Consider the following 18,470-nt stretch of genomic DNA (forward strand, 5'->3'; position numbering starts at 1 on the left):
CCCGTGTCCTTCGCCTCCGATCTGCGCGCCGTCCTCCGCGAAAGCGGCTTTCGCCGGCTTTTCGCCACCCGGCTCGTGTCCCAGTTCTCGGACGGCGTGTTCCAGTTCGCCGTCACGGGTTACGCGTTCTTCTCGCCGGAGCGCCAGACCTCGGCGAGCGAGGCCGCGATGGCCTTCGCCGTGCTGCTGCTGCCGTACAGCGTGGTCGGGCCGTTCGCGGGCGTGTTCATCGACCGGTGGTCGCGGCGGCAGATCCTGATGATCGCGCCGCTGGTCCGGGCGAGCCTGCTCGGCCTCGCGGCGGCGCTGGTGGCGCTGGACACCCCCAACGAGTTGTTCTACCTGGTGGCGCTGGGGGTGCTCGGGGTCAACCGGTTCTTCCTGTCCGCGTTGAGCGCGGGGCTGCCGCACGTGGTGTCGCCGGAGCGGCTGCTCGTGGCGAACTCGGTGACCCCGACGTCGGGCACGGTGCTCACGTTCGTCGGCGCCGGCGCCGGGCTGCTGCTGGGGTGGGCGCTCGGGCAGGGCGACCACGCCACGGCCGTGGTGCTGGCGTGCTCGGGCGTGCTGTACGCCGCGACGTCGCTGGTCGCGGGCACGATGGCGCGCGACCTGCTCGGGCCGGACGAGGATCCCGAACGGCCGGGCGCGCGCGACGCCCTGCGCAACGTCGTCGTCGGGCTGGTCGCGGGGGCGCGGCACGTGTGGTCGCGCCGGCAGGCCTCGGCGGCGCTCGGGGCGATGGCGGCGGGCCGGTTCATGTTCGGCGGGCTGACCGTGAGCGCGGTCATGCTGTACCGGAACTACTTCAGCACCACCGACGCCGGGCTGAGCGGCTTCGCGGCGCTGGCGGCCGCCTCGGGCGCGGGGTTCTTCGCGGCGATGCTGGTCACGCCTTACGCCACGCGGCACATGAGCACGCAGACGTGGATCACCTCGCTGCTCGTGGCGGGGGCGGTGGTGTCGGGCACCCTGATCACGACGTACTCGGAGATCCCGTTCCTGGTGGCCGGGTTCCTGCTGGGCGTGTGCACGCAGAGCGTGAAGATCTGCACGGACACGCTCGTGCAGCGGCACGTGGACGACGCCTACCTGGGGCGCGTCTTCTCGATCTACGACATGCTCTTCAACGGGGCGTTCGTGCTGGCCGCGGCGGTGGTGTCGCTGATGCTCCCGCAGAGCGGGAAGTCGTACCTCGTGGTGGGCGTGCTCGTCGCGGGCTACGCCCTCGCGGCCGCGGTCTACCGCCTGTGGTCCCGCGCCCCCGCGCGCCACGACTCCCCGGTGACCGCCGCCTGAGTCCTCACCCCTCCGGTACGGCGGGCGCGGTCGCTTCCGGGATCACCCGGTACGGCGGGCGCGGTGGATTCCGGGCTCGTCCGGTACGGCGGGCGCGGTCGTCTCCCGGCCGTTTCCCCGGGCCCGACCGGTACCCCATGGGGGTTTAGGGGTCGGATATGACGGACATGCCAGGATTCCGGACATGGGGCGGGCGGACGCTGGGAGTGGCCCGGGCGGGGCGGCGAGAGTCGGGGCATGACCGATATGACCGTGACTTCCGCTTCTCGCTCCGCCTCGCCTGAGGACCTCTCGCACGTCTCCCTTGAGCCCGGCGTCTCCCGGCCGGGGCGCGGCGGGCTCGGGCGGGCGGCGGCGTGGCTGGGGCGCCGCTGGCCCACGATGCTCGGGCTCGGGCTGGCGGCGCTGTCGGCGCTGGACCTGGAGGACGGCCGCGAGCAGGGCGTGCTCGTCTTCATCGCCGCGCTCATCTACCTGGGCACGGCGGTGGCGGGCCGGCCCGGTGTGGTGTGGATCCTGTTCGCGGCGGCGACCGTCGCGCTGGCGCTGCTGAAGGTGAGCGGGACGGACCCCTGGCCCGCCCTCGTCGGCGCCGCGATCGCCCTCGCCGTGGTCGGCCTGGTGAGCGGCCTGCGGCACGGCCCGCGCCTGGCCCTCGCCCAGATCCCCGCCATGGCCCTCTTCGGCGGCGCCGCCCTGCTGGCGCTCGCCCTCTCCCCCACCCTGGGCGCCTGCCTGGTGGCCGCCGCCCTGATGGCCCACGCCGCCCTGGACGCCCTCCTCTGGCGCCGCCAGGCCGTGGTGACCCGCACCATGTCCGAGTTCTGCGCCGCCCTGGACCTGACCCTGGGCCTGGCCATCCTCGCCCTGACCCTCACCTGACCCGGTCAAGCCCCATCGCCGCCCGCTCCCTGGCCGGGCGCGGCGCCCCCCGCCTCTGAGTGACGCCCTCCCCTGAAGAGCGACCCCGCGCCCCGCCCCCGTGAGAGGACCACCACCCCTCCCGGGGAGCGACATCCTCTACCCTCTGCTCGCGCCTCCGGGCGCACGCCTGCGCGCCTGCGTGCCCCGCCTCGCGTCGCCGTACCGGAAGGGGTCAGAGGTTTTCGCGGGCCCAGGTGCGGAGGGCCTGTTCGGCGGCCTCCTTGCCGATGGGGCCGTGGTCGAGGCGGAGGTCGAGGAGGAACTTGTAGGCGCGGCCGATCACCGGGCCCGGGGGGACGCCGAGGATGGACTGGATCTCGTTGCCGTCCAGCTCGGGGCGCACGGCGGCGATCTCCTCCTGCTTGGCCAGCTCGGCGATGCGGTGTTCGAGGTCGTCGTACGTCCGCGACAGGAGCTGGGCCTTGCGCCGGTTGCGGGTCGTGCAGTCGGCGCGGGTGAGCTTGTGGAGGCGGGTGAGCAGGTGGCCGGCGTCGCGGACGTACCGGCGGACGGCGGAGTCGGTCCACTCGCCGCTGCCGTACCCGTGGAAGCGCAGGTGCAGCTCCACCAGGCGGGACACGTCGGCCACGACGTCCTTGGGGAACCTGAGCGCGGTGAGCCGGGCCTTGGTCATCGACGCGCCGACGACCTCGTGGTGGTGGAACGAGACGCGCCCGCCGGGCTCGTGGCGGCGGGTCTTGGGCTTGCCGACGTCGTGGAGCAGCGCGGCGAGGCGGAGCACCAGGTCGGGCCCGTCCTCCTCCTGCGCGATGGCCTGGTCGAGCACGGTCAGCGTGTGCTCGTACACGTCCTTGTGGCGGTGGTGCTCGTCGATCTCCAGCCGGAGTTTGGGCAGCTCGGGCAGGACGTGGGCGGCCAGCCCCGTCTGGACGAGCAGTTCCAGGCCCTCGCGCGGGTGCCTGCCGCAGATGAGCTTGGACAGCTCGTCGCGCACGCGCTCGGCCGAGACGATCTCGATGCGGCCGGCCATCTCGGTCATCGCGTCCACGACCTCGGGCGCGACGGTGAAGCCGAGCTGGGAGGCGAACCTCGCGGCGCGCATCATGCGCAGCGGGTCGTCGTCGAAGGACTGCTGCGGGGTCCCCGGGGTGCGGAGGACCTTGGCGGAGATGTCGCGGAGGCCGCCGAAGGGGTCCACCAGCTCGAACCCGGGCAGCCGCGCGGCCATCGCGTTCACCGTGAAGTCGCGGCGGACCAGGTCGTCCTCGAGCGTCTCGCCGTACCTGACCTCGGGCTTGCGCGACTTGGGGTCGTACGACTCGCTGCGGTAGGTGGTGATCTCGAGCTGCTGGCCGCCCTTGCGCAGGCCGACCGTGCCGAACTCGATGCCGATCTTCCATACGGCGTCGGCCCAGCCCTCGACGAGGGTCAGGACCCGCTCGGGGTGCGCGTCGGTGGTCAGGTCGAGGTCGTTCCCGCTCCGGCCGAGGAAGACGTCGCGGACCGGCCCGCCCACCAGGGCGAGCTCGTGCCCGGCCGCGGCGAACCTGCGGCCGAGCTCGTCGGCGATCGGCGCGGACCGGCGCAGCAGCTCGGCCGCGGCCTTCCGCTGCGCCTCCGTCGGCCCGCCCGGCTCGGTCGGATTCGACGTCTCAGAATGGTTCAACTCAGGCAAAACTGGGTAATTCCTTCGGTTACGGAACAGATACTCCCACGCCACCTCTGCTGTACCCGCGGAGGGGATACAACGCGCGCCATCGCCAGGTTACTTATCGACTAGGCATCCGTCGGGGGCACGGTTCACGCAAGGGAGCGACCACAAGTGAAAGACGCCCTCGTGATCCACCGTTGGCTTCTCGCCCAGCAGGCACACCACGAGATCGTACGGCTTCCGCGGCCCCTCACGTGCGCTGACGACCTGCCCAAAGTGCTCGGTATCCCGCCCTTACGCTGCGTCTCGGTCGGCGTGTTCGCCACGGGACGGGAGTTCATCGCGGTGATGACCCCCGCCGGGACCAACCCCCTTCCCGAGGCGGTGGGCGCGGCCGTGGGGGCTCGCCGGGTCCGCGCCGCCTCGTGCGCGGAGATCAACGAGGCCACGGAGTACAGCGCCAGCTTCGTGGGCCCGCTGCTGCTCCCCGAGGACGTCAGCCTGGTCATGGATCAGCGCCTCCTCGACGTCCTCTACTCCGACGAGGTCGTCTACTGCGCGACCGGCGAATCCCACACCGCGCTGGGCATTCGCGCCTTCGACCTGTTCACCCTCACCGGCGCCAAACCCGTCGAGCTGACCCCGCCGCGCAAGGGGTCACGGGGGCGCGGCTGAGACCGGATCGGACCGTCCACAGGCCGGCCGGTTGTCCACAGCCTGCCGCCACGATGGGCACAGCGGGGGCAAGAGCCCATAACATTCAGGGCGTGCGTTGGATGTCAGGGGCCCGGGTTTGATCCGCCGCCTCCTGCTCTCGATCACCGCCTCGGCCACGGTCCTGGCGGCGGCTCCGGCCGCCGTGGGACGGGTTGAGGCGTCCGCCTCGGCCGCCTCCGCCACCTCCGCGTCCGCCCTCTCCGCCGTCTCCGCGCGGCAGGGGCCGGCGCTCGCGGTCGAGAGCGTGACCCCGCACGTCCCGGACACGCCGACGACCCAGATCACGGTCAAGGGGTCGCTGGCCAACTCCGGCGGGGCGGCCGACGTCTCCACCGCGCAGATCCGGCTCCGCTACTCCAACCGGCCGTTCCTCGACCGTGGCGAGATCGACGCCTACGTCCGCGGCGCGGGCCGGCTCGACACCGTCCTCTGGTCCCCCAACTTCCCGGTGGCCCGGCTCGGTTCCGGCCAGCGCCTGACCTGGTCGCTCTCGATCACGCCGCGGCAGCTCGGCATCTCGCGCTTCGGCGCCTACCCGCTGTCGGTCGAGCTGGTCGACGCCGCCGGCCGCCAGCTCGCCGTGCAGCGCACGTCCCTGACGTACTTCCCGAAGGACCACAAGGTCGCCAAGACCCGCGTGGCCTGGCTGCTGCCGCTGGTCGACCGGCCCCACCGGGGTGACGACGCCAACTTCGTCGACGACCGGCTCGCCGCCGACCTCGCCTCCGGCGGGCGGCTGTCCGACCTGGTCGGCGCGGCCGGCCAGGCGCCCAAGCCCAAGACCCTGACCTGGTACGTCGATCCCGGCCTGCTCGACGACGCCCAGGCCCTGACCCGGCCCCACACGCTGCGCGAGGGCGACGACGCCGAGCAGAAGCCGGCGAACACCGCCGCGTCGTCCTGGCTCGACGCCGTACGGCGCGCCACGGCCTCCTCCGACGTGATCGCCGCGCCCTACGCCGACCCGGACATGGCCGCGCTCGCCCACAACGGGCTCGACGGCATGGCCGCCCAGGCCGTCTCCGACGGGCAGCGGGTCGCCACCGCCGCGCTCGGCCGCCCCCCGGCCACCGGCACCGCCTGGCCCGCCGACGGCGCCCTCGACCTCGACACGCTCGACGTCCTCGCCGTCAACGGCGCGAAGACCGTCGTGCTGTACGACTCGGTCCTGCCGCCGGCCACGCCCCCGAACCACACGCCGGACTCGATCGCCCAGCTCCAGAGCGTCCAGGGCCCGGTCAAGGCGCTGCTGGCCGACAGCGCGATCTCGCAGACCGTGGGCGGCGACACGCGCTCTCCGGGCACGGCCGCGCTCGCCCTGCAGCGCTTCCTCGCCGAGACCGCGACGCTCACCGGCGAGCAGCCCTCGATCTCCCGCTCGGTCGTCATCGCGCCCCCGCGCCGGTGGAACCCCTCGCCGGCGTTCCTCACCGAGCTGCTCAAGACGAGCGCGAGCGCCCCCTGGCTGCGCCAGGTGGGCCTGGACGAGCTGACCAAGCCGCCCGCGGACTACAAGCCCGTCCCCCGGGCCGGCCTGGCCTACAGCTCGCAGAACGAACTGAGCCGCAAGATCATGACGCAGATCAAGCGCGTGCGGTCCGACGCCGACCGCACGGTCGCGGTCAGCGTCAAGGGCACCCACGTCTTCGACCGCGCCCTGCTGCGCCTGACCTCCTCCGCCTGGCGAGGCCGCGGCGGCGACACGCGGGTGCGACCGGTGGCCGACCGCGTCGCCGACGCCGTGACCGCGCGCACCGAGCAGGTCCGGATCATCAACAAGCAGAAGCCGACGCTGGCCGGCAACGACGGCACCGTGCCCGTCACGATCAGCAACCGGCACAAGGAGCCCGTGCGGCTGAAGTTGAAGGTGACCTCCTCCAACCCCCACCGGCTCCGCGTCACCGAGGACTCCCGCGAGATCACGATCGCCGCCGAGGCCAGCCACACCGCCCACGTGCGGCTGAAGGCCTACGCCAACGGCGAGACGCCGATCACGCTCCAGCTCCTCACCCCCGAGGGCCAGCGTTACGGCAAGCCCGTCGTCCTGCGCCTGTCCGCCACCGGCTACACCACGATCGCCCTGTTCCTCATCGGCGGCGCCCTCGCGGTGATGGCGCTGGCCGTGATCTCCCGGTTCCTCCGCCGCAGGCGCGACGCCGCCACGACCGAGTCCGGGGCTCCGGTCGAGCCCGAGTCGCCCTCGGCCCCCATGCCGGACGCCCCCCAGGGAGCGGCCGCGCCCGGGGCTCCCGCGCCCGCAGCGCCCGCAGCGCCGGGCGCGCAGCCGTACGCGCCGCCCGGCGCCCCCGCCGCGCCGGGAGGGCCCGCGCGAGCCGTACCTCCGGCGCCGTCGGCGGGGCCGGGGAACTACGCGCCGGCGGGCCCGGACCCGCAGGTGTGGCCCCCGGTGGAAGATCCCCAGGTCTGGCCCCCCGTGGAGGACCCGCAGGTCTGGCCGCCGGTCGGCGAGGAGCCCGGCGGGCGGCGCCGGTCCGCGCCCGGGGGCGCGACGGAAACCGACAGTTCGCGAGCGGGCGGGCAGTGGCCCGACTCCCGGCCCATGACAGGTGGTCATACGAACGGCATGGCTGAACCAGGCTCACATCACCGCGGCGCCCCCGGGCGGGGGCCCGCGCCGGAGGGCGGGCGCCACGCGTCCGGGGAGAACACCGACGGGGTGTCGGAGAGCGGACGGAGGCCGCGTGAGTAACCTCCTCCGCGCCGGCGCGGTGATGATGGCCGGCACGCTCATGTCCAGGATCACCGGCTTCGCCCGCACGGCCGTGATCGCCGCCGCCATCGGCCTGGGCGCCCTCGGCGACGCGTACAGCACCGCCACGGTCATCCCGGTCATCCTGTTCGACCTGCTGCTCGGTGGTCTCCTCAGCAGCGTCGTGGTCCCCATGGTGGTCCGCGCGCGCAAGACCGACCCCGACGGCGGCGAGGCCTACGAACAGCGCCTGCTCACGCTGGTGACGCTGATCCTGATCGGCCTGAGCGTGGCCGCCGTGGCGCTAGCCGGGCCCATCATCGGCCTGTACGGCAGCGCGTGGCGCGAAGAGCAGCGCGAGGTCGCGACGACGCTGGCGCGGTTCATCCTGCCGCAGATCGCGTTCTTCGGCGTCGGCGCGCTGGCCGGGGCGTACCTCAACGTGCGGGAGAAGTTCGCCGCCCCGATGTGGGCCCCCGTGCTCAACAACCTCGTGGTCATCGCGGTCGCGGTGATCTACATCGCGATCGGCGGCGGCAGCTCGGCCGAGGGCGCGCGCGACAACGAGCTGGCGCTGCTCGGCCTCGGCACCACCGCGGGCATCGTCGTGCAGTCGATCGTGCTCGTCATCACGCTCCGGCGGGTGGGGTTCCGGTTCCGGCCGCGCTTCGACTTCAACCACAGCGGGATCGGCGACATCGCCCGCAAGGGCTCCTGGACCCTGGCCTACCTCGGGATCACCCAGCTCGGCTTCATGGCGATCACCAACCTCGCCAACTGGGCGGGCGTGCGGGCGGCCGAGGCGAACCTCCCCTACGACGCCGGCCAGATCGTCTACGCCAACGCCTACAACCTCTTCCAGCTCCCCTACGGCGTCATCGCCGTGTCCGTGATCACGGCGCTGCTGCCGAGGATGAGCGGCTACGCCCACGAGGGCCGATTCGAGGAGCTGCGCGAGGAGTTCGCGGGAGGCGTGCGGCTCGTCAGCGCCGCGCTGGTGCCGGCCGCGCTGCTGCTCGTCTCGCTGGGCCCGGCGATCACCAGTGTCGTCTTCCCCTTCGGCAACTCCTCGCCGCAGAGCGCCTACTACCTCGGCACCGTGCTCCAGGCGTTCGCCATCGGGCTCGTGCCGTTCTCGATCTTCCAGCTCGTGCTCCGGATCTTCTACAGCCTCGGCGACACGCGCACCCCGGTCGCGCTCGGGCTGCTGAACGTCGTGCTAAACGCCGGGCTCGGCCTGGTCGCCTCGCTCGTGCTGCCCCCGGAGTACGCCGTCATGGGCCTGGCCCTGTCGTTCTCGATCGCCTACTTCGTGGGGTCGATCGTGGCGTGGCTGGTCGCCGCGCGGCGGGTCGGCGGCCTCGACGGGCCGGACGTCGCGTTCACGATCACCCGGATGCACCTGGCCGCGCTGCCGATGGCCGCGATCGCGCTGTTCTCGCTCTTCTTCGCCTCCAACACCACCGGCATGACGATCCCGGTGTCGCTGGCGGTGATCGCGGTCGGGGCGGGCCTCGGCGGAGCCCTTTACCTCGCGATCGCGCACTGGTTGCGTATCCCCGAGGTGCGTTCCATCGTTGGGCTGGTTACTGGGCGGGTACGTCCAGGTAGGTAATACCGGTAAACCAGATCCGGGGTTCGCACGTCCTATCTGTTGACGGCATGCCTCCCGGCGTCCGACTAGCATGGGGCGCGAGCCGAGCGGTGCATTGGAGCAGGAGGGGCGTGGGCGGATCCACCGAGCCACGGTCGACGGATGGCAGGACTTTGAGATGAGCACGTTCGTCGAGCCTGGCACCCGTCTTGCCGGTCGCTTCCGTCTTGAGGACCGGGTCAGCGAGTCCTCCGGCTCCACCCTGTGGAAGGCCATCGACGAGGTGCTGGCCCGGCCCGTCGCCGTCCGCACCTTCGCCGAGGGGTTCCCCCGCGTGAACGAGGTGGTCACCGCCGCCCGCGCGGCCAGCCGCCTCACCGACCCGCGCCTCACCCAGGTCTTCGACGCCGCCGACGACGACGGCCAGGCGTACGTCGTGAGCGAGTGGGTCACCGGCGACACGCTCGTGGACCTGCTGGAGAGCGGGCCGCTGGAGCCGCAGCGCGCCGCCGCGCTGATCGCCGAGGCCGCGGAGGCCCTGGCCAGCGCGCACCAGGCCGGCCTGCCGCACCTGAGCCTGACCCCCGGCTGCCTGCTGTGGACCTCCGGCGGCACGGTCAAGCTGCTCGGCCTCGGCGTCGAGGCCGCGCTGACCGGCGCCGCCTCCGACGACCCCGGCCGCGAGGACGCCGAGGGCCTGGGCCGGCTGCTGTACGCCGCGCTGACCGGGCACTGGCCCGGCGACGAGGAGACCGGGCTGCCGCCCGCGCCCGCGGTGGACGGCAAGCTGTGCACGCCACGCCAGGTCAGGGCCGGGGTGCCGGGCAACCTCGACGTGATCGCGGGGCGCGCCCTCCGCGTCCGCAGCCCCGCCCTCTCGACCCCGGCCGACGTCGCCGACGCTCTGGCCGACATCCCCCGGCCCGCGCCGGTGCCGTTCGCCGTCACCGCCACGCCCGCCGTGGACAACACGCAGCCCCAGAACGGCGAGCGGGAGCAGTCGCGCCCCGCTCCGTCGCCCCGGCAGCCCGCCGCGCCGCCTCGTCAGCCGCGGCCCGCCGTACAGTCCAACATGATCAGCCGCTCGCTGGTCGCCGTCGTGGTCGTGCTGCTCATGGTCGCGATCGGCATCGGTGCCTGGACGGTCGGCCGCAACATCGGCTCGACCCCGCCGGTGCGCCAGCAGGTGCCCCCCGGTGCCGGGAAGGCCACGCCGTCCTCCGCGCCCGTCGTGCTCAAGCCCGCGGGGGCCGAGGGATACGACCCGCTCGGGGATGACAAGGATGAGAACACCCGGTACGCCCCGCTGGCCATCGACGGCAAGGCGGGGACCGAGTGGCACACGTCCTCCTACCGGGACGACCCCGCGTTCGGCCGCCTGAAGAAGGGCGCCGGCCTGCTCATCGACATGGGCAAGAACGTGTCGATCAGCAGCGTCGACGTGACCCTCGGCGGCGCCTCCGACATCGAGCTCAAGGTCGGGGACAGCAAGGACTACGGCTCGATGGACACGGTCGCGCAGGGCAAGAACGCGTCCGGCAAGACCACGCTGACCCCCGAGAAGGAGGCCACCGGGCGCTATGTCGTGATCTGGTTCACGAAGCTCCCGACAGACGGGGGCGGATTCCGTGGCACCATCTATGAGGTAGTGGTACACGGCGCCGGAACGGCATAGACGGAAATCCTCCCTTGTGAAACCCCCATATGAGGCACCGCGCGGCACAGCGGACGAGCTGGCCGCGCTGCCTGACGCTGAGCTCCTCCAACGGCACATCGACGGGGCCGCCGACGCGTTCAGCGAGATCGTGCGCCGTCACCGCGACCGGATGTGGGCCGTGGCGCTGCGTACCCTCGGCGACCCGGACGAGGCCGCCGACGCCGTACAGGACGCGTTCGTCTCCGCCTTCCGCAAGGCCGCCGGCTTCCGCGGCGAGGCGGCCGTCAGCACCTGGCTGCACCGGATCGTGGTCAACGCCTGCCTGGACCGGCTGCGCCGCAAGTCGCTGCGGCCGGTCGCGGACGACGAGCTGGTGGAGGCCGCCGAGCGAGACTCCCCCATGCCCGACCAGACCGGCGACCGCGAACTCGCCATGGAGGTGACCGCCGCGCTGCGCCATCTGCCGCCCGACCAGCGCGCCGCCCTCGTCCTCGTGGACATGATGGGTTACTCCGTGGACGAGGCGGCCCGAGTTCTGGAGGTGCCCACGGGCACGGTGAAGAGCCGCTGCGCCCGAGGTCGGGCGAAACTTGCCCCTTTTCTCGCGCATTTACGGAACCGCCCTGACGTCTCGGGCGTCTCATCCCCGAAGGGAGCCGAACTTCGTGACGGGTGAAACGCACTACGACGTGGAGACCCTCGCCTTGCTGGCAGAGGGACTACTCGACGACGCCACCGCCGATCGCATCCGCGAGCACCTCGTGAGCTGCGAGGACTGCGGGGGGCGGCTCGCCGACCTGACCTCGGTCCGAGCAGTCCTGGCCGCGGTCCCCACGCCCCCCATGCCCGCGGACGTGATCGCGCGACTGGACCACGCCCTGGAGGCCGAGGCCGAGCGCCTCCGGGAGCCCCAGCGCGCCACGGGCACCGACGGGCCATCTCGTACGGCCGCCGCCGGCCCCCTCGGCGTCGTACGCGCGGACGGCACCATCGCCGTCTCCCGCCGCCGCCGAAGCCTCCTCGGCCTCGCCGCGGCCGCCGCCGCCGTGGTCGCGGTGGGCACGGGCATCGTGAGCAGCGGGCTGCTGACGGACGGATCGTCCAAGCAGCCTCCTGTGGCCGGTGGTTCCGTCCGGCCGTCCGACGAGAGCACCGGGCGGAGCGGCGACAAGCTGTTCGGGACGAACGAGGGACAGGAGAATCCCTACCTCGTCACCGACAGCGACGAGAACTTCACCTCGGCCATGCTGTCCAACAAGGTGGGCGGATACCTGGCGCCGCAGAGCGCCACCGTCGAGGCGATCAGCAGTGGCCCGGATGCCCGGCTTCTGAGCTGCATCCAGCGGGTCAGGGAGACGACCCAGAGCCGTCCGACCCGGATCGTCCGCGCGAGGTTCGAGGGCGAGCCTGCGACGATCATGACGTTCTCCACCAGGGACAGCAAGATCGACCTCTGGGTCGTCGGCGAGCGCTGCTCGGCCGAGGAGACTCACCTCCTCAAGCGGGCCAGCGTCACCTGGTAACAGCCCCTGTCCCGTCCGGGACCGGGGCTTTCGCCTTCCCCGCCGCCGTCGCCAGGGTCCTCACGCGTGAGATGGGCACCGCCGAGGGGAGCGCCGCCGCGTGCCGTCAAGGCGGGCGTCGCCGAGGCCATCCTGGTCGTCGTGCTCGCGTACGGCTCGCGCCCGGGCGCTGTGGCCGCCGTTCCGGCCCCGGCGTGATGCCGCACGTTACGTGTGCCGCCCGGTCTTGCGCGGCGGAAGCCGTACGGCGGAGCGGTGGGCGGAAGCGTGAGGAGACCGTAAGCGGGCTCGCGCGCCGGGGGTGGCAGGGTGGCGACGTGGGACGGGTTTTGTCAGGTCGGGCTGGGGGTTTGGGGTCGTTGGGAACCGGCGGGAATGCGGGCGGCCTAGGATCTGTTGACGCGACTGCCGAACTCGGGGCTGGCTCCCGAATCGGTGGGCATGCGGGAAAACCGGCATCTTCTGGGAAGGGCTAACGGCGTGAGCAACGATGTCCACAACGTGATCATCATTGGATCGGGACCCGCCGGCTACACGGCGGCGATCTATGCTGCACGCGCCTCCCTGAAGCCGCTGGTCTTCGAGGGGTCGGTCACCGCGGGCGGTGCGCTGATGAACACCACCGACGTGGAGAACTTCCCCGGCTTCCCCGACGGCATCATGGGGCCGGACCTCATGGACAACCTGCGCAAGCAGGCCGAGCGGTTCGGGGCCCAGCTCGTCGCCGACGACGTCACCGAGGTCGACCTGGAGGCGTACCCCAAGGTCGTCAAGACCGGCGACCAGGAGCACTTCGCGCGGGCGGTCATCATCGCCACCGGATCGAAGTACCGCGAGCTGGGCGTGCCCGGCGAGTCGCGGCTCTCCGGCCACGGCGTGTCCTGGTGCGCCACCTGTGACGGGTTCTTCTTCCGCGACCAGGACATCGTGGTCGTGGGCGGTGGCGACTCCGCGATGGAGGAAGCGACCTTCCTGACCCGTTTCGCACGCTCCGTCACGATCGTTCACCGGCGTGACCACCTGCGGGCGAGCGCGATCATGCAGGAGCGCGCGTTCCACAACGACAAGATCAAGTTCGTGTGGGACAGCTCCATCACCGAGGTGCTCGGCGAGGACAAGGTCACCGGCGTGAAGCTGATCAACCACAAGACCGGCGAGGAGAGCGAGCTCGCGGTCACCGGTGTCTTCATCGCGATCGGCCACGACCCCCGGAGCGAGCTGTTCAAGGGCCAGATCGATCTGGACGAGAACGGTTACGTGAAGGTCAAGCACCCGACCACCTCGACCAACGCCACCGGCGTCTTCGCCTGCGGCGACGTGGTCGACCACCTCTACCGCCAGGCGATCACGGCCGCCGGCACCGGTTGCTCCGCCGCGCTCGACGCCGAGCGCTGGCTGGCCGACATCGGCGCCGAAGAACTCTGACCTCGCACCCCCCGGCTCCCGGCACTGCACCGCCCGGCCGGGGCCCCAACCAGAGAAGACACAGCAAAAGGGAGTTACTTCCGTGGGCGCAACCAAGGTAGTCACCGACGCCACCTTCGAGGCCGAGGTGCTGAAGAGCGACAAGCCGGTGCTGGTCGACTTCTGGGCGGAGTGGTGCGGCCCGTGCCGCCAGGTCGCGCCCGTCCTGGAGGAGATCGCCGGTGAGTACGCCGACAAGCTGACCATCGTCAAGCTCAACGTCGACGAGAACCCGGACGCGCCGCGCACCTACGGCGTCCTCCAGATCCCCACCATGAACGTCTTCAAGAACGGCCAGGTGGTCAAGCAGATCATCGGCGCCAAGCCCAAGGCGATGCTCCTCCGCGAGCTCGAGGGCATCATCTGACCCACTCCCAGGCGCCTCCAGCCTCCCGCGGCCGGAGAAACAGCCCCTCCCCCCACCGGGGGTGAGGGGCCTCTGCCTTTCACGAGCCCGGCCGCGGCGACAGTCAGCAGGCGGCAGGCGGCGACTCCGCACCCGGCCTTCCCGCCGCCCCGTCAGCGATGCCCGTCCCGCCGCCCATCCGCGGATGCCCGCCCCGCTGTCCATCCGCACTGCGGCTCTGTCCGGCCCGTCCCGGCTACCGCTCCTCGTGATCACGGGCCTCCCTTGCCGCCCTCTCCCTTGCCGCCCTCCCCTGCTGCAGCCGGTGCGCCCTGTGGTCCACCTCCGCTTCCGGCCACCCCCGCCTTCCAACACCGGTCAGCAGCCCCCGAGCAGGAAGTTCCAGCCTGGGGCAAGCGGAGTCTCACGCGGCCCCAGGCGAAGGCCGGCGCCTCGTGAGGCCCCAGTGCCTGGTGAGGCCCTAGGCGAAGGCCGATGCCTGGTGAGGTGCCGGGAGAAGCCGACGTCTCACGAGGTGCCAGGCAATGGTCGAGGTCGCGTCCAGCGCATGGAATGGAGGGCCTCTCTCTCCTCCCTCGCTTGTGGACCGTCCGAGGGGCATGGGACGGCAGATGTTTCACGTGAAACATCGGCGCTCGGCTAGCTGCCTGGAGCGCGAGCGGGCGCGTCCGCCTGCGGGTGACCTTGAGGACACCTCAGGAGTGCGACCATGACGGCGATCGCCGGCGATGTTTCACGTGAAACATCGTGCGGTGCCGCTAGCTTCAGCCGTTCGGTGATGTGCTCCGCAGCAGCCAGGCGGGAACGCCTTGGGCTGAGCGAGTCGCGGCCAAGCAAGGCCGACGGAGGTCCCCACTGCTTGATGTTTCACGTGAAACATGTGCGGCGGGAGGCCGCGCGGCTTGCAGATCCCGCTATACGGGCCTGAGGGCGCGCTCGGGGCTCATTGAGCCGAGGAGGCGCTCCAGGGCTACCTCGACGTCCTCACGCCAGGAGACGGCGTTCTTGAGCTCCAGGCGGAGGCGTGGGAAGCGGAGGTGGGGGCGGACGGTCTTGAAACCGACCGCCAGGAGATAGTCCGCGGGCAGCACACAGGCCGGCTCTTCCCACTTGAGGTCCCCGAAAGCCTCGATGGCACGTACGCCGCGGCGGGTCAGGTCCTTGGCGACGCCCTGGACCAGCATGCGGCCCAGCCCTCCCCCCGCGAACTCGGGGAGGATGTGCGCGGTCATCAGCAGGACGGCGTCAGCACTCACCGGACTGGTAGGAAAGGCCACTGACCTGGGTACATACAGCGGTGGAGCATAAAGAACAAAACCGGCTGGAACACCATCTACATAGGCGATTTTCCCGCAGCTACCCCATTCGAGAAGGGTGGCGGAGATCCACGCCTCCTTCTCCAGGCCCGGATCGCCCGCCTGCTCCGCACGATCGCGGGCCACGGGGTCGAGTTCCCAGAAGACACAGCGGCGGCAGCGGCGAGGCAGGTCGTCGAGGTTGTCCAGGGTGACGTTCGCTAGCCGACGCGACACCTCAAGGCCCCCTTGGCGTGAACCGGACAGCGCGGAATCGGGTATCGCCGGAATTCGCGCGAATACGGCGTTCCCAGTCTGGCATCGTAGCCCAGACAGGGTGGCCGGAGGCTCAGCCCCGGCGCTGCCGTACTCTGGAACACCGGCGAAAACAGGAGGTGGACCGTGTCCTACGGTCAAGAAGAGACTCGCCAGCCCCAAGGGTCGCGCATCGACGCGTACGTCGACCAGTACGCCGCTCGTGCTCGCGGCATGGTCGCCTCTGAGGTCCGAGCTCTCTTCGCCGTCGCCTCCCGGCCTGAGGTCGTGTCCCTCGCAGGCGGCATGCCGTACGTCACCGCCCTCCCCCTCGACACCGTCGGCGAGCTGGTCCAGGACCTCGTGTCGCGGCGCGGCCCCGTGGCCCTGCAGTACGGCTCCGGCCAGGGCGACCCGCATCTGCGCGAGCAGATCTGCGAGGTCATGCGGCTGGAGGGCATCGACGCCGGCCCGGACGACGTGGTCGTCACGGTCGGCTCGCAGCAGGCGCTCGACCTCGTCACCCGCATCTTCATCGACCCGGGCGACGTCGTGCTCGCCGAGGGCCCCTCGTACGTCGGCGCGCTCGGCACGTTCGCCGCCTACCAGGCCAACGTCGTCCACGTCCCCATGGACTCCGAGGGGCTGATCCCCGAGGCGCTCGCCGAGGCCATCACCACCGCGCGGGCGGCCGGGCGACGGGTGAAGTTCCTCTACACCGTCCCCACCTTCCAGAACCCCGCGGGCGTGACGCTCAGCGCGGCGCGTCGCCGCCGCGTCCTGGAGATCTGCAACGGCGCGGGCGTCCTCGTCGTCGAGGACAACCCCTACGGGCTGCTCAGCTTCGACGGCGACACCATGCGGGCGCTTCGCGCCGACGACCCCGAGGGCGTGGTCTACCTCGGCTCGTTCTCCAAGACGCTCGCCCCCGGGTTCCGGGTCGGCTGGGCGCTCGCCCCGCACGCGCTCCGCGACAAACTCGTGCTGGCCATGGAGTCGGCCGTCCTCAGCCACTCGGCGTTCTCGCAGCTCGCCGTCGGGCAGTACCTCACCACCCAGCCCTGGCGTGAGCAGATCAAGGACTTCCGCGAGCTCTACAGCGAGCGACGCGACGCGATGCTCAGCTCGCTCGAGGCGCTCATGCCCGCGGGCTGCACCTGGACCCGTCCCGCCGGCGGCTTCTTCGTCTGGATGACGCTGCCCGAGGGACTCGACTCCAAGGCGATGCTGCCGCGTGCCGTCAACGCCCGCGTCGCGTACGTGCCCGGCACCGGCTTCTTCGCCGACGGCAAGGGCTCCCGGCAGATGCGGTTGTCCTACTGCTACCCCGAGCCCGACCGCATCCGCGAGGGCGTACGGCGCCTCGCCGGTGTGATCGAGCAGGAACTCGCCGTTCGCGATACGTTCGGCACGGGCTCCAGGTCCGACCGCGACGGCGTGGACACGCCGGGTCCCGACCTAGCCTGAGCGTAAAACTCCCTGTTGAAAGGCCCCTGGATGAGCGATCTCGGCCGTGTCCTCGTGCTGGCCGGAGGACTGTCGTATGAGCGCGAGGTCTCCCTCCGCTCCGGACGCCGGGTTTGCGAGGAACTGCGCACCACAGGCGTCGAGGTCGAGATGCGAGACGCCGACGCCGATCTCGTCCCGTACGTCCTCGCCGACCCGCCGGACGCCGTCTTCGTCACCCTGCACGGCGTGAGCGGCGAGGACGGCGCGATCCGGGAGGTCCTCGAACTGCTGGACGTGCCGTACGTCGGCGCCGGGCCGGACGCGTGCCGGGTGGCCTTCGACAAGCCCACGGCGAAGGCCGTGGTGCGGGGAGTGGGACTGTCCACGCCTGAGTCGATCACCCTTCCCAAGGAGACCTTCCACGACCTGGGAGCCGCCGCCGTGCTCTCGCGCATCGTGGCCCGGCTCGGCCTGCCGCTGTTCGTCAAGCCGTCCCGGGGAGGCTCGGCGCTGGGGGCGTCCGTCGTCCGCACGGCGGAGGAGCTGCCCGCGGCCATGGTCGGCTGCTTCGCGTACGGCGACACCGCGCTCATCGAGCAGTACGTCGACGGGGTGGAGGTCGCCGTCTCCGTGATCGACCTCGGAGACGGGCCGAAGGCTCTTCCTCCCGTGGAGATCGTCCCGGACGGGGGCGCCTACGACTACGCGGCCCGCTACACGGCGGGCCGTACGGAGTTCTTCGCGCCGGCGCGTCTCAGCCCCGAGGCCGCGGCCGCGTGTGCGGAGATGGCGGTGACCGCTCACCAGGCGCTCGGCCTCCGCGACATCTCCCGCACGGACCTCATCGTGGATTCGGCCGGGCAGCCGCGCTTCCTTGAGGTCAACGTCGCGCCGGGGATGACGGAGACCTCTCTCCTCCCCATGGCGGTCGAGGCGGCCGGCCACAACCTGGCTGGCCTCTGCCTTGGGCTCCTCGAATCCGCCATTCGACGCCTCAACTGATCCCTGCGGAGTCGAAGAGGCCCATGTTTCACGTGAAACATGGGCCTCTCGCGTTGCTGCCGCCGTACGGGTGACCGGTTCAGGCGCCCACGGTGCCGTCGATGCCTTCGCGGAGGAAGTCGGCGTGCCCGTTGTGGCGGGCGTACTCATGGATGAGGTGGAGCATCACCAGACGCAGGGAGACGTCCGACTCCCACTTGGGGACGTAGCCGGTCACGTCGAGGGACTCGGCCTCGCGCTCGATCCGGCGCGAGTGCTCGGTCTCTGTCTGCCAGGCCTCGAACGCCTCCGCTCGCGTCGCGTTACTGGCGTCGTAGGCCTCCTGGAAGTCCTCCTTGTCCGACCAGACGAACGGAACTTCCTCCCTGTTGATCACGCGGCGGAACCAGTGGCGTTCGACCTCGGCCATGTGCCGGACCAGGCCGAGCAGGGTCAGTGTGGAAGGCGGCATCGAACGACGCCGCAGTTCCTCATCGGACAGGCCCTCACACTTCATCGCCAGGGTCGCCCGGTGGAAGTCGAGATAGGCCCGCAACATCTCGCGCTCGTCCCCGACGAGGGGCGGGGACACTCGTTCAACACTCATCTTCGCTTCCTTCCAA

Annotated in this window: 16 protein-coding genes; 13 read left to right on the forward strand and 3 right to left on the reverse strand. The window is 71.5% G+C overall.

What is annotated here, in order from left to right; all coding sequences use genetic code 11:
* Positions 1 to 3 precede the first annotated feature (3 nt).
* A complete protein-coding gene (locus tag D5H75_RS17135; protein WP_119927453.1) occupies positions 4 to 1,299 on the forward strand; it encodes an MFS transporter in 1,296 nt (431 codons plus the stop codon).
* A 237-nt stretch (positions 1,300 to 1,536) separates the two neighbouring features.
* Positions 1,537 to 2,181 carry a hypothetical protein gene (locus D5H75_RS17140; protein WP_147425191.1) on the forward strand — a complete coding sequence of 215 codons (645 nt, stop codon included), beginning with the start codon at positions 1,537 to 1,539 and terminating at the stop codon, positions 2,179 to 2,181.
* Between the two features lie 214 nt (positions 2,182 to 2,395).
* On the opposite strand, the gene D5H75_RS17145 is transcribed toward D5H75_RS17140, so the two are convergent.
* Positions 2,396 to 3,850, reverse strand: coding sequence for a CCA tRNA nucleotidyltransferase (locus tag D5H75_RS17145; protein ID WP_119927455.1), 1,455 nt, complete (start codon positions 3,848 to 3,850; stop codon positions 2,396 to 2,398).
* 156 nt (positions 3,851 to 4,006) lie between these two features.
* On the opposite strand from D5H75_RS17145, the gene D5H75_RS17150 reads away from it, so the two are divergent.
* The 9 genes from D5H75_RS17150 (at position 4,007) to trxA (ending at position 13,867) form a co-directional block, all read left to right on the forward strand.
* Positions 4,007 to 4,510: an aminoacyl-tRNA deacylase gene (locus tag D5H75_RS17150; RefSeq protein ID WP_119927456.1), complete on the forward strand. Its 504-nt coding sequence runs from the start codon at positions 4,007 to 4,009 to the stop codon at positions 4,508 to 4,510.
* Positions 4,511 to 4,628: 118 nt separating this feature from the next.
* Positions 4,629 to 7,262 carry a DUF6049 family protein gene (locus D5H75_RS17155; protein ID WP_147425192.1) on the forward strand — a complete coding sequence of 878 codons (2,634 nt, stop codon included), beginning with the start codon at positions 4,629 to 4,631 and terminating at the stop codon, positions 7,260 to 7,262.
* Positions 7,255 to 8,877, forward strand: a complete 1,623-nt coding sequence (murJ, locus tag D5H75_RS17160; RefSeq protein WP_119927458.1) for a murein biosynthesis integral membrane protein MurJ — start codon at positions 7,255 to 7,257, stop codon at positions 8,875 to 8,877. The genes D5H75_RS17155 and murJ overlap by 8 nt, the downstream gene beginning before the upstream one ends.
* Positions 8,878 to 9,034: 157 nt before the next feature.
* Positions 9,035 to 10,531: a protein kinase family protein gene (locus D5H75_RS17165; RefSeq protein ID WP_119927459.1), complete on the forward strand. Its 1,497-nt coding sequence runs from the start codon at positions 9,035 to 9,037 to the stop codon at positions 10,529 to 10,531.
* 16 nt (positions 10,532 to 10,547) lie between these two features.
* Positions 10,548 to 11,189, forward strand: coding sequence for an RNA polymerase sigma factor SigM (sigM, locus tag D5H75_RS17170; protein WP_242454291.1), 642 nt, complete (start codon positions 10,548 to 10,550; stop codon positions 11,187 to 11,189).
* Positions 11,179 to 12,036, forward strand: a complete 858-nt coding sequence (locus tag D5H75_RS17175; RefSeq protein ID WP_202638234.1) for an anti-sigma factor family protein — start codon at positions 11,179 to 11,181, stop codon at positions 12,034 to 12,036. Before sigM ends, D5H75_RS17175 begins: the two co-directional genes overlap by 11 nt.
* Positions 12,037 to 12,102: 66 nt before the next feature.
* Positions 12,103 to 12,234: a hypothetical protein gene (locus tag D5H75_RS44145; RefSeq protein ID WP_277949951.1), complete on the forward strand. Its 132-nt coding sequence runs from the start codon at positions 12,103 to 12,105 to the stop codon at positions 12,232 to 12,234.
* Positions 12,235 to 12,516: 282 nt separating this feature from the next.
* Positions 12,517 to 13,461 carry a thioredoxin-disulfide reductase gene (trxB, locus tag D5H75_RS17180; protein ID WP_242454292.1) on the forward strand — a complete coding sequence of 315 codons (945 nt, stop codon included), beginning with the start codon at positions 12,517 to 12,519 and terminating at the stop codon, positions 13,459 to 13,461.
* 82 nt (positions 13,462 to 13,543) lie between these two features.
* A complete protein-coding gene (gene trxA, locus D5H75_RS17185; protein WP_119927462.1) occupies positions 13,544 to 13,867 on the forward strand; it encodes a thioredoxin in 324 nt (107 codons plus the stop codon).
* A gap of 914 nt (positions 13,868 to 14,781) precedes the next feature.
* On the opposite strand, the gene D5H75_RS44755 is transcribed toward trxA, so the two are convergent.
* Positions 14,782 to 15,123 carry a hypothetical protein gene (locus D5H75_RS44755; RefSeq protein ID WP_242454293.1) on the reverse strand — a complete coding sequence of 114 codons (342 nt, stop codon included), beginning with the start codon at positions 15,121 to 15,123 and terminating at the stop codon, positions 14,782 to 14,784.
* A 528-nt stretch (positions 15,124 to 15,651) separates the two neighbouring features.
* On the opposite strand from D5H75_RS44755, the gene D5H75_RS17195 reads away from it, so the two are divergent.
* A complete protein-coding gene (locus D5H75_RS17195) occupies positions 15,652 to 16,884 on the forward strand; it encodes an aminotransferase-like domain-containing protein (protein ID WP_206781958.1) in 1,233 nt (410 codons plus the stop codon).
* Positions 16,885 to 16,914: 30 nt separating this feature from the next.
* Positions 16,915 to 17,868, forward strand: a complete 954-nt coding sequence (locus D5H75_RS17200; protein WP_119927465.1) for a D-alanine--D-alanine ligase family protein — start codon at positions 16,915 to 16,917, stop codon at positions 17,866 to 17,868.
* 79 nt (positions 17,869 to 17,947) lie between these two features.
* Here D5H75_RS17200 and D5H75_RS17205 read toward each other — a convergent pair whose 3' ends face one another.
* Positions 17,948 to 18,454, reverse strand: a complete 507-nt coding sequence (locus tag D5H75_RS17205; RefSeq protein ID WP_119927466.1) for a DinB family protein — start codon at positions 18,452 to 18,454, stop codon at positions 17,948 to 17,950.
* Positions 18,455 to 18,470 lie beyond the last annotated feature (16 nt).

This window comes from Bailinhaonella thermotolerans, assembly GCF_003594875.1.
GTDB classification, from domain to species: Bacteria; Actinomycetota; Actinomycetes; order Streptosporangiales; family Streptosporangiaceae; genus Bailinhaonella; species Bailinhaonella thermotolerans.

Excerpts from the sequence above, each read along its gene's own strand:
- D5H75_RS17140 (WP_147425191.1), top strand. The coding sequence starts at position 1,537 with ATGACCGATATGACCGTGACTTCCGCTTCTCGCTCCGCCTCGCCTGAG.
- D5H75_RS17165 (WP_119927459.1), top strand. The coding sequence starts at position 9,035 with ATGAGCACGTTCGTCGAGCCTGGCACCCGTCTTGCCGGTCGCTTCCGT.
- D5H75_RS17195 (WP_206781958.1), top strand. The coding sequence starts at position 15,652 with ATGGTCGCCTCTGAGGTCCGAGCTCTCTTCGCCGTCGCCTCCCGGCCT.
- D5H75_RS17200 (WP_119927465.1), top strand. The coding sequence starts at position 16,915 with ATGAGCGATCTCGGCCGTGTCCTCGTGCTGGCCGGAGGACTGTCGTAT.
- D5H75_RS17205 (WP_119927466.1), bottom strand. The coding sequence starts at position 18,454 with ATGAGTGTTGAACGAGTGTCCCCGCCCCTCGTCGGGGACGAGCGCGAG.